The sequence below is a fragment of the Micromonospora sp. NPDC007271 genome (genome assembly GCF_040634005.1).
Lineage (GTDB): Bacteria > Actinomycetota > Actinomycetes > Mycobacteriales > Micromonosporaceae > Micromonospora.
In genome coordinates this window covers 1-10,632 of record NZ_JBEYER010000157.1, presented here as the reverse complement: position 1 = coordinate 10,632, position 10,632 = coordinate 1, and the positions used below count along the sequence as shown (strand labels likewise).

At 69.3% G+C, this 10,632-nt stretch carries 7 protein-coding genes and 1 pseudogene; 3 read left to right on the top strand and 5 right to left on the bottom strand.

All coding sequences use genetic code 11. From position 1 onward, the window contains the following. Window positions 1-48: 48 nt before the first annotated feature. Complete coding sequence (locus ABZ570_RS32365) at window positions 49-759, bottom strand: VOC family protein (protein ID WP_358071722.1); 711 nt, start codon at window positions 757-759, stop codon at window positions 49-51. A gap of 397 nt (window positions 760-1,156) precedes the next feature. Continuing rightward, window positions 1,157-1,306 (bottom strand): helix-turn-helix domain-containing protein, encoded by a 150-nt coding sequence (locus ABZ570_RS32360; RefSeq protein WP_358071720.1) that lies wholly within the window; start codon window positions 1,304-1,306, stop codon window positions 1,157-1,159. A 101-nt stretch (window positions 1,307-1,407) separates the two neighbouring features. Here ABZ570_RS32360 and ABZ570_RS32355 point away from each other — a divergent pair, with 101 nt between their 5' ends. Next, window positions 1,408-2,898, top strand: a complete 1,491-nt coding sequence (locus ABZ570_RS32355) for a long-chain fatty acid--CoA ligase (protein ID WP_358071718.1) — start codon at window positions 1,408-1,410, stop codon at window positions 2,896-2,898. Between the two features lie 96 nt (window positions 2,899-2,994). Here ABZ570_RS32355 and ABZ570_RS32350 read toward each other — a convergent pair whose 3' ends face one another. The 3 genes and pseudogenes from ABZ570_RS32350 to ABZ570_RS32340 all read right to left on the bottom strand — a co-directional run bounded on the left by ABZ570_RS32350 (window position 2,995) and on the right by ABZ570_RS32340 (window position 6,539). Further along, window positions 2,995-3,624, bottom strand: coding sequence for a GNAT family N-acetyltransferase (locus ABZ570_RS32350; protein WP_358071716.1), 630 nt, complete (start codon window positions 3,622-3,624; stop codon window positions 2,995-2,997). Between the two features lie 178 nt (window positions 3,625-3,802). After that, window positions 3,803-4,558 (bottom strand): annotated as a pseudogene (locus ABZ570_RS32345) (DUF6596 domain-containing protein); the annotation flags it as partial. A gap of 1,009 nt (window positions 4,559-5,567) precedes the next feature. After that, on the bottom strand, window positions 5,568-6,539 hold the full coding sequence (locus tag ABZ570_RS32340; RefSeq protein ID WP_358071714.1) for a LysR family transcriptional regulator: 972 nt from the start codon (window positions 6,537-6,539) through the stop codon (window positions 5,568-5,570). Window positions 6,540-6,643: 104 nt separating this feature from the next. On the opposite strand from ABZ570_RS32340, the gene dnaE reads away from it, so the two are divergent. After that, window positions 6,644-10,189, top strand: coding sequence for a DNA polymerase III subunit alpha (gene dnaE, locus ABZ570_RS32335; protein ID WP_358071724.1), 3,546 nt, complete (start codon window positions 6,644-6,646; stop codon window positions 10,187-10,189). Next, window positions 10,186-10,506 (top strand): DUF6300 family protein, encoded by a 321-nt coding sequence (locus ABZ570_RS32330; RefSeq protein WP_358071712.1) that lies wholly within the window; start codon window positions 10,186-10,188, stop codon window positions 10,504-10,506. The genes dnaE and ABZ570_RS32330 overlap by 4 nt, the downstream gene beginning before the upstream one ends. Window positions 10,507-10,632 lie beyond the last annotated feature (126 nt).

The following is a 10,632-nucleotide window of genomic DNA, read 5'->3' as shown; positions in this document are numbered from 1 at the left end:
GAATCGTGGTGGCGCACAACCGGTACCGGGGGCCGGGCCGGAGTCGGGTCAGGACGAGCGGCGCTGACGCCGGGCGGTCCCGGTCCGGGCTTTCGGAGCGGCCTGCCGGGTACGCAGGAACGCCCTGAGCCCCAGCCCGTCCTGGGTGGCCAGGAACGCCCCGCGCGCGCTGAGCAGGGTCTCGTCGGCGTGGGCGAGGCAGCCCCACACGGTGTCGCCCCACGAGTCGGCGAGTTTCACCTCGGCCGGTTCGGGGCAGGCCTCGCCCCGCGGGCCGCCGATCTGGCACCGGGCCGGTGCGCCGCCGCGCCGGCTGACCCGCTTGGCGGCCTCGCGGATCAGCGAGAACCGGGCCTCCTTGCCGTCCTCCGGGCTGCGGGCCTGCTCGGGTACGGCCCGGCGCTGCCCGAACACGACGACGTTGCCGTCGGGGTCGGTGGTGCGGCACTCCCCGCCAGGGGCGTGCTCCGGATAGCCGGTCCGCTCGACGGCGTACCCGGCGGCCGTGAGGCGTTCGATCGTGGCGGTGAGGTCGTCCACGTAGAGGTAGATGAGCAGGGGCAGCTCGACGGTGACCAGGCGCGGGGTCACCGCGGCCACCAGCAGGGTCAGCTCCCCGCACTGCAGGTACGACCAGCGGGACTCCCCGTCGCCGCCGGTGCGCAGCTCGGAGTAGCCGAAGGCTTCGTAGAACCGCCGCGTGGCGTCGGCGTCCGCGACGTACAGCACCGGCACCTGGGCCTGCACTCCGTTCTGCACCGAGCCACTGTACCTGCTACGGAACTACAAATCACGTCTTACAAATCGGGTATTTCCGCGACCTGTCTTCCGGCCGCCGGGCGGATGCGCGTGACGCGGCTGCACCGTCGCGGCCCGGCCGCGAGGCGACCTCAGCGCCGCGGGTATGCGAGGAAGAAGTCCCAGCTCTGGGAGCTGGCATCCGGGCCGGACGGATTGCCGTAGAGGCTGCACGAGCAGCCGCCCGGGTAGCGTCCTGCTTCGCGGCACGGTAACAGCGCCGTTGGCGCTCTGGGAGTCGATGATCCCGGCCGATGGCTCCTCGTTGCGCCTGTGAGCGGCGCGGACGTACTGGCGCAGGATTGCGAGGATGCGCTCGGTGGGGTTGTCGCCTTCCTAGCAGGTGAGGTACCAACCACTACACGATCCTGTTGACATCCTCCTGGCCCTGGAGGGGCCGGGATTCTCCAACGCCCGGTTGTACACCACACGCACACCCGAAAGTGCGGCTCAACTGCCCAGCCTGCTCAGGAGACGGATAGAAGCGGTACCTGTACGCCCGCTTCACCCACCCCCCACGATCTACCGTCCACGTAAGACAATCCTCGAAGGGAGGAAGCGGCGTTTCCTCCCGGCTCTGAACGGCCGGGTTTCCACGCCGCAATTCTGATGACGAACCTCGCCTCGATCCTGGTCGACTCGGCCGCGCGTACGCCGCGGCGGCCGGCGCTCACGCTGGGTGATCGCACGGTCAGCTACGCCGAACTGGACGACGCCTCCGCCCGGTGCGCCGGGTACCTGCGGGCACACGGGGTGGCACCGGGCGACCGGGTGGCGCTGATGCTGCCGAACGTGCCCGAGTTCGCGGTCGGCTACTACGGCATCCTGCGCGCCGGCGCGGTGGTCGTGCCGATGAACCCGCTGCTCAGGCCGCGGGAGGTCGACTACTTCCTGGACGACTCCGGGGCGCGTGGCATCCTCGCCTGGCACGCCACCGAACAGGCCGGCGTCGACCGGGCCGACGGGGTGAGCACGGTGGTGACGCCCGACGGGTTCGCCGCGCTGCTGGCGGCGTACGAGCCGGTGACCGAGATCGTCGAGCGGGCCGGCGACGACACCGCCGTCATCCTCTACACCTCCGGCACGACGGGGCAGCCGAAGGGTGCCGAGCTGACCCACGACAACCTGCGGCGCAACGTCGAGGTCACCGTGACCACCCTCCTCGAACTGGGCCCGGACGACACGGTGTTCGGCGCCTTGCCGCTCTTCCACTCGTTCGGCCAGACCGTCGCGCTGAACTGCGCGGTCGCCGCCGGGGCGGGCCTGGTCCTGCTGCCCCGCTTCGACGCCGCGCAGGCGCTGGAGATCCTGATCCGCGAGCGGGCCACCGTCTTCGCCGGGGTGCCGACCATGTACGCGGCGCTGCTGGCCGCCGCCGACGGCGAGCCGGACCTGTCGGCGCTGCGGACCTGCGTCTCCGGCGGGGCGGCGCTGCCGGTGGAGCTGCTCCGCCGGTTCGAGGCGAAGTTCGGCTGCGTGATCCTGGAGGGCTACGGCCTTTCCGAGACCTCGCCGGTCGCCTCGTTCAACCACCCGGACCGGCCGCGCAAGCCGGGCACCATCGGCACCCCGATCGAGGGCGTGGAGATGGACGTCCGCACCGCCGACGGCAAGCCGGTGACGACCGGCGAGGTCGGCGAGATCGTCATCCGCGGGCACAACGTCATGAAGGGATACTGGCGGCGGCCGGAGGCGACCGCGGAGGCGATCGTCGACGGCTGGTTCCGCACCGGCGACCTGGGCACCCGGGACGAGGACGGCTACTACCGGATCGTCGACCGGACCAAGGATCTGGTGATCCGCGGCGGGTTCAACGTGTACCCGCGCGAGGTCGAGGAGGTGCTCTACGAGCATCCGGCCGTCGCCGAGGCGGCGGTGCTGGGCACCCCGCACCCGACGCTCGGCGAGGAGGTGGTGGCGGTGGTCGCGCTGCGTCCCGGCGCCTCCGCCACGCCGGAGGAACTGCGGGAGCACGTGAAGGGGCAGCTCGCGGCGTACAAGTACCCGCGTCAGGTGTGGATCGTGCCGGCCCTGCCGAAGGGGCCCACCGGCAAGATCCTCAAGCGGTCCATCACCGTGCCCCCGCCGGAGGCCGGCTGACCGCCGGACGGCGAGCCGTCGCCCGCCGAGCCGTCGCCCGCCGAGCCGTCGGATGCACAGCCGTCGCGGTGACCGCTGCCGTGGTCAGCGCGGCGGTCACCGGGCCGGCACGGGGGCGTACGGGCTGCGGCACCGCCGCCGGGCTCGCGGATCCTCGTGCAGCCACCAGAGCGACTCGACCTCCCGGCCGTCGGGCAGGACGTGGGTCGGGGCGCCGCTGATCCGGACGAACCCGGCGGACATCAGCCAGCGTCCACTCGCCACGTTGTCGGCCTCGCAGGCCGCGCCGAGGTAGCGCAGCCCGAGGTGGCGGTGCGCGACGACGCAGGCCAGTTCCAGCGCCTCGCGCCCGTAGCCCCGGCCACGGGCCCCGGCGACGACCGAGCCGCCGACGTGCACCTGTCGTCCGGGCCGCGTGTACAGGCTGAGGTCCGCCACCAGCCGCCCCGTGTCCCGCGTCCGGGCCACGAACATGGCGAGGTCCGGGGTCCAGAGCAGCGCGTCGGGGTCGAGACCGGCCAGGGCCTGGACCCACGCCGCGTACGAGAAGCCGTGCCGCTGCCGCATCACCTCGTCCTCCGCGGCACTGAACTCGATGACGTCGCGTACCCGGGCCACGGACAGTCGCAACCGGGCGGACCGGATCGTGTGGGCGGAACCGCGGCAGCTCAGACCGGGCACGCCCGACCGGCTGAGCACCCCTCGCAGCGGTGCGGCGATGGTCATGCCCGCCACGGTACGGAGCCGAAGGCCCGGCAAGATCACCGGTCGGGCCGGATCTGCCCGGCCGTTCGCCGGAGCGCGACCCGCGACCACGACAGACGCGTCACCCACGGCGGGCGTGACAAGCGACCGCGGCAGGCGCGTCAACCGACGACGAGCACGTCAACCGACGGCGGGCGCGTCAGGTGTGACCGGCCAGCAGCGCCCGGGAGCGGCGCAGGTGCGCCCGCGCGGCGTCGTTGTCGGTGCGGGCGATCGCCGCGTCGTAGGCGATGACGGCCTCGGCGGACCGGTCGAGGCGGCGCAGCAGATCGGCCCGGACCGCGTGGAAGAGGTGGTAGCCGGCCAGGTCCAACGCGTCCACCTGGGCCAGCGCGGCGGCCGGACCGGCCAGCTCGGCCAGCGCGACCGCCCGGTGCAGCGCCACGACCGGCCCGGGCGTGTGCGCCAGGAGCTGGTCGTACAGGGCGAGGATCTGGGCCCAGTCGGTGTCGGCCGCCGTCGGCGTGTCGCTGTGCACGGCGTTGATCGCCGCCTGGATCTGGTACGGGCCGGGGCGGTGCCGCCGCAGGCAGCGGCGTACGAGGGCCTGCCCTGTGACGATCAGGGCGCGGTCCCACCGGCTGCGATCCTGCTCGCCCAGCGGCACCAGGGCGCCGTCCGGTCCGGTCCGCGCGGCCCGCCGCGCCTCGCTGAGCAGCATCAACGCGAGCAGCCCGAGCGCCTCCGGCTCGTCCGGCATCAGCCTGGCCAGCAACCGGCCCAGCCGGATCGCCTCGGCGCAGAGCTCGGCGCGGACCAGCCGCTGGCCCGAACTGGCGGCGTACCCCTCATTGAAGATCAGGTAGACCACGGCCAGCACCGCCGGCAACCGGTCCGGCAGGTCCGCGTCGCGCGGCACCCGGTACGGGATGCCCGCGTCGCGGATCTTGGCCTTGGGGTTTGCCCCGATGCCCGACCCGCTCTCCCCGGCCGCGCGCAGCGCTGGCCGCGCTCGCCGCCTGATACTGCTCGACCCGCCGCGACGCGCGCGCCCTGCTGGCCACCTGGTCGCACCGGCACACTCTGGCCGCCGCCGACGTGCGCACCGTCCTCCCGCCGCCGGCCCGACCTGCCACACCTGCGGCGAGCAGGTGACGGCCGACGACTTCCCCGGGTCCCCGCTGGCGGATTGACCAATGGTTCGGCCCGGACACGGCGCACACGCCGAATGGCTCCCCGCTCAAGTGCGCCGACTGTTCCAACGCCGACCTGCGCGCCAGCTACGGGCGCCGCTGAGATCCAGCACGCACCCCCGGACCCGGCCCCACCCGGCGCATGCTGCCGGCCCCGACTGGTCGACGACACGCGTGCCGCGCGCCCAGTCCCGGCCGATGGCCCCTCGATACTGCACGCATCTGTCGATGAGCGTGCACCTGATCAACGGCCCCCGTGTGCTCGGGCTGAGTGCACTGCGACTGATCATATGAACGTGAGTCATACCCCTACGGAGGCACCTTCGTCACGTTGCGGAAGGTGACGCTTACCGCAGACGTTGCTTCCCCATCCACGTCCCCGCCGACCACCCCCGTCCGACCGCTGATACGCTTATTGCATTTGCGCCTCGCCATATGATGACGCGTGACCCTAGCCTCGGTCTTGCGATAGCGATCGACGGTTCGCTGCAGCCCTACGACCGCCAGTGTGAAGTCGCTCGGACCGGCCGCCTCGGCCCTCCGACCGGAATCTGCTCCCCTGCCGACCTCCGTGCCTGCTGAATGATCGCAGCGTTCACGGTCGGTAGCTGGCTTCTGAGTGGAGCGGGCATCCTGAACTGTCGACGAACGGATCGCTGGTCACGCCCGTGATTCGGCTTTGGGTTGCCAAGGCGATATTCGATGTCGCGCTGGCGTTCTTCGCTGTCGAACGGCCTTGCGTGTCTGGGCTGGTTGATGCGGTCGTAGTTCTCACGGCGACGCATGCGGCATTGCCCATTTCGGTACCCAAGTCCCTGCGTCATCGTGCTGGCGCTGTATGGAGCGGATGTAGCTGCGGAGCGCGGCAAGTCCAGGGTGTGGATTGTCGCGGTGGCAGATCAGCGAGTGCGGGTAGACAGGCGTCGGTTGGCGGAGTGGGATGCGCCGTAGGTCGTAGTGGGCTGGCCAGAGCAGGCGGGTCTGCTCACCGACGAGGCTGGCCAGGGTCGAGGAGTCCGCCAGCATGTCCAAGAGGTGGTCGGTGCCGAAGTTGGGGCCGACTCGCTCGATGGTGAGCCCGAACGTGGCAGCGAGATCGTCGTAGTAGGCAGCCCACTCGGTTCCGGGAACGATGCCGGGTATCCAGATTCGGTGTCCGGCGAGGTCGGCGGGCGTGACCGCGCGGGCGGCGGCGAGTTGGTGGGTCGGTCCGGTAAGCAGTTGGTGGGGATCGTCCAAAACTCGCGCTGCCGTGACGCCCTCCCGGAGTTGCTGTTCGGGTGCGGTGACAGCCCGGAATGAGGCGTCGATTGCTCCGGATCTGATGGCGGCGATAGCCGCGTCGACGTCGGAGTCCACGAGAGTCACGACATCGAGCTCGGTGTCAGGGTGCGCCCGGTGGAAATCGCGCAGGAGCGCTGCGGGTCCGATCCGCGGATTGAGCACGTCGACGCGCAGCGCGCGGCGTCCGGGACGCACAGAGGCAACGGCACGTGCTTCTACTCGGAGAAGCTCGCGGGCATGCGGAAGAAACGCCCGCCCGTCGACGGTGAGCTGGGCGCCTCGAGCAGTGCGGATGAACAGCGCCACGCCGAGGTCCTTCTCTAGCATGGCGATGCGCTTGGAGACGGCCTGCTGACTGATGCTCAGCCCGGCGGCGGCCTCGCTGAAGTACCGGTTTTCGGTGACCGCGACGAAGGCACGGACCGCGCCGACATCAAGATCCGCAGCAACCTTGTCCACAACCACAGGTTGTGAGCTATCGGCGTGTCGGCTGTTGGACAATCGCGCCTGCTTTCCGGTCGAATACTCGGCGCAGCGAATCCTACAACCAGGAGGTGTGGTTGCTGGTGGGATCCTTCGTGCATCTCCATGTGCACACGGAGTACAGCATGCTCGACGGGGCCGCCAAGGTGGGTCTGCTGATGGAGGAGGTGTCCCGGCAGGGGATGCCGGCCGTGGCGATGAGTGACCACGGCAACGTGCACGGGGCGTACGAGTTCTATCAGACGGCCCGCAAGGCAGGGATCAAACCGATCATCGGCATCGAGGCATACGTCGCGCCCACCTCGCGGCATCATCGGCAGCCGGTGTACTACAGCGACAACCTCGCATTGCGCCGGTCCAACGAAGAGACCGGCGAGGGCGGCGACGTCGCCGGGCGGGGCCTGTACACGCACATGACGATGTGGGCAGCCGACGCCCAGGGCTTGCGCAACCTGTTCCGCCTCCAGTCCCGGGCCTGGTTGGAAGGCCACGTCCAGAAGTACCCGCGCATGGACCACGACCTGCTCGCCGAGCACGGCCGGGGCATCATCGCCACCACCGGCTGCCCGTCCGGTGAGGTGCAGACCAGGCTGCGCCTCGGCCAGTACGACCAGGCCGTCAAGGCCGCCGCGCGGTACCGCGACATCTTCGGCAAGGACAACTACTTCCTGGAGTTGATGGACCACGGCCTCCCCATCGAGCGCCGGGTACGCGAAGAGCTGCTCAAGCTCGGCAAGCAACTCGACCTGCCACCGCTGGCCACCAACGACTCGCACTACGTCATTGAAAGCCAGGCCCGGGCGCACGACGCGCTGCTGTGCGTCGGCACCGGCAAACGGCTCGCAGACGCCGACCGTTTCCGGTTCAGCGGCAACGGCTACTACCTCAAGTCCGCCGAAGAGATGCGCGCACTATGGGACGGCGAGGTACCCGGTGCCTGCGACAACACGCTACTGATCGCCGAGCGCATCGGCGACTACGGAGAGGTGTTCGCCCACCGGGACCTGACCCCTCGCTTTCCCGTCCCAGAGGGCGAGAGCGAGTCCAGCTGGCTGCGCAAGGAGACCCTGCAGGGGGCGCGCCGGCGTTACGGCGAGCACCCGCCGCGGGAGGTGCTGGGCCGCATCGACTACGAGCTGTCGGTCATCGACGCCATGGGCTTTCCCGGCTACTTCCTGGTGGTCGCCGACATCTGCCGATACGCCCGCGAGCACGGCATCGGCCTGGGCCCCGGCCGCGGCTCGGCCACCGGGTCGATCGTCGCCTACTGCACCGGAATCACCCAGCTCGACCCGATCGAACACAAGCTGATCTTCGAACGCTTCCTCAACCCCGAGCGCGTCACCATGCCCGACGTCGATCTCGACTTCGACGACCAGCGGCGCGACGAGATGATCGACTACGTCACCCGCAAGTACGGCGAGGACCGGGTCTGCCAGATCGTGACCTTCAATACCATCAAGGCGAAGGCCGCCGTCAAGGACGCGTCCCGGGTGCTAGGTCTGCCGTACGCCCTGGGGGACCGCATCACCAAGGCCTTTCCCGCGGCGGATGGCGGCAAGGAGATCCCGCTGGCCGCCATCCACGACACCGGGCATCCCCGCCACGGCGAGGCGGCCGAGCTGCGCCAGATGTACGAGCAGGACCCGGACGTCAAACGGGTGATCGACACCGCGGTTGGCCTGGAGGGCCTCACTCGGGGCACCGGCATCCACGCCGCCGGCGTGATCCTCTCCAGCCAGCCCCTGATCGACGTGATCCCGCTGGTCAAACCGAAGGCCGACGGCCCGGTCATCACCGGCTTCCCCTTCACCCAAGCTGAAGACATGGGCCTGTTGAAGATGGACTTCCTCGGCCTGCGAAACCTTACCGTCATCGGCGACGCGATCGCTAACATCCGCGCCAACAAGGGCATCGACATCGATATCCTCGACGCCCCGCTAGACGACGCCAAGACCTACGAGCTGCTGGCGCGCGGTGACACGCTCGGAGTCTTCCAGTTGGACAGCGGCGGTATGCGGGTCCTGCTGAAGCTCATGCAGCCCACCACGTTCACGGACATCGCCGCGGTGAACGCGCTGTACCGGCCCGGCCCGATGGAGATGAACGCCCACACCAACTACGCCCTGCGCAAGACCGGCAAGCAGTCGGTCGAACCGATCCACCCGGAACTCAAGGAGGTGCTCGAGCCCATCCTCGGTGACACCTACCACCTGGTCATCTTCCAGGAGCAGGTCATGGCCATCGCGCAGCAGCTCGCCGGGTACTCCCTGGGCGCCGCCGACCTGCTACGGCGCGCGATGGGCAAGAAGAAGAAGGAGGTCCTGGACGCCGAATGGGACCGCTTCTCGGCCGGGATGCGCACGCGCGGCTTTTCCGACGAGGCGATCAAGGCGGTCTGGGACGTACTGGTCCCGTTCAGCGGCTACGGGTTCAACAAGTCGCACACCGCGGGGTACGGCCTGGTCTCCTACTGGACCGCGTACCTCAAGGCCAACCACCCCCAGGAGTACCTCGCCGCGCTGCTCACCTCGGTCCGCGACGACAAGGACAAGATGGCCGTCTACCTGTCGGACTGCCGACGGCTGGCTATCAACGTGCTGCCGCCCGACGTCAACGCCAGCCAGCTGGACTTCACCGCCGTGGGCTCCGACATCCGCTTCGGCCTGGGCGCCGTACGCAACGTCGGAGCCGGCGTCGTGGACGCCATCGTCACCACTCGAGAGACCGAAGGCCCCTACACCGATTTCAACGACTTCCTCGCCAAGGTCCCAGCCATCGTCTGCAACAAGCGCGTCATCGAATCACTGGCCAAGGCCGGCGCGTTCGACGGCCTGGGCCACCACCGCAAAGCCCTGGTCGCCGTGCACGAGCAGGCCGTCGACGCGATCATCGAGGTCAAGCGCAACGAGGCCCACGGCCAAGACTCGCTGTTCGGCGAGCCGGGCCACTGCGGCGCCTTCTCGATCGCGATCCCGCAGGGAGAGTGGGACAAGGCCGCCCTCCTCGCCTTCGAACGCGAGATGCTCGGCCTGTACGTCTCCAGCCACCCGCTCGACGGCGCCGAACACGTACTGGACGCCAACCGCGATACCACCATCGCCGACCTGCTCAGCACCGGGCGGCCGGACCGGGCGACCCGGGTCAGCGGCATCATCTCCGGCCTGCAACGCAAGGTCACCAAGCAGGGCAATCCGTGGGCGATCGTCACCCTCGAAGACCACGACGCGGCCGTGGAGTGCCTGATCTTCCCCAAGACCTACAACCAGTACGGCGACGCACTAGCCCAGGACCGCGTCATCTCCGTCCGAGGCCGAATCAACGTACGCGACGAAACGACGAGCATCTACGGCGAAGAGGTCACCCTCCTCAACGTCTCCCAGGCGGACACCGAACCGCACCTGGTTATCTCTATCCACGCAACCCGAGTGAACCCGAAGCTCATCCGAGAACTCAAACACATCCTGGCCGCCCATTCCGGCCGGACCCCCGTGCACCTACGCCTGCACCGACACGGCGCCAAAAGCATGATGTTGAACCTCAAGCGCTTCCAGGTCACTCCAGGGCCGGCCTTCTACGGTGACATCAAGGCGCTGCTCGGCGCGGACGCGATCGGTCGTCCATGACCCAAGACTGGCCGTGCCACCGATGTGGCACCGATAACGTCCTCGCCGTCCTGCACCTCCCCAATACCTGGACGAACACATCCGGAAACCAGGTCCCGGTCGTCAGCAAGTTCGTCCTCTGCGCACGCTGCGATGCGGACGATCCCCTCACCGGACCGATAGTCACACACTTCATCGTTCAGACAACCGCGCAGCCGGAAGACCTGGCTCAGCTCGCGCGGGATCTGCTCCGCTGGATCGGTCAGGCCCGACCGGCAATACCCGACGAGAATGCACTCAAAGCCGAGGTCGACGCCTGGTACCGCGGCGAGCTGTGACCCGCCTCGGTAGCGCCTTCTGGATCCGTGAGTCGGGCGATCCCGACAACTGGCTAGCCGCGGGGTGCACTCTCATGCCGCGATGCGGGCGGTCGTGTCGATGGCGTGAGTGAGAAGTCGAGCGTG